Genomic DNA, 263 nt, shown 5'->3' on the forward strand with positions numbered 1-263 from the left:
CACCTGATCACCGGGGCAGATGCCAGAATGACCCTCGCATTCGCCGACGACTCGCGACTGCAGCTCCGCGAGCACTCGCACCTGCGCCTGGACCAGCTCAGCCGTTACGGCCACACCGGCAAGGTCGACACCCGCCTGCGCCTGGAACAGGGCCGCAGCAGCAACCGGGTCACCCCCGCCAAGGGCCCGGCCTCGCGCAACAACATCGATGCCCCGACCGCGACCAGCAGCGTGCGTGGCACGCAGATCCGGGTCAGAGCAGG

General features: G+C 69.6%; 1 protein-coding gene. It reads left to right on the forward strand.

What is annotated here, in order from left to right:
- Positions 1 to 263, forward strand: a 263-nt coding sequence (locus tag ACQG3P_RS20095) for a FecR domain-containing protein (protein ID WP_426806028.1), incomplete at both ends; no start/stop codon positions are given.

Origin of the sequence: Stenotrophomonas sp. SrG (genome assembly GCF_050031795.1) — a bacterium.
GTDB classification, from domain to species: domain Bacteria; phylum Pseudomonadota; class Gammaproteobacteria; order Xanthomonadales; family Xanthomonadaceae; genus Stenotrophomonas; species Stenotrophomonas rhizophila_A.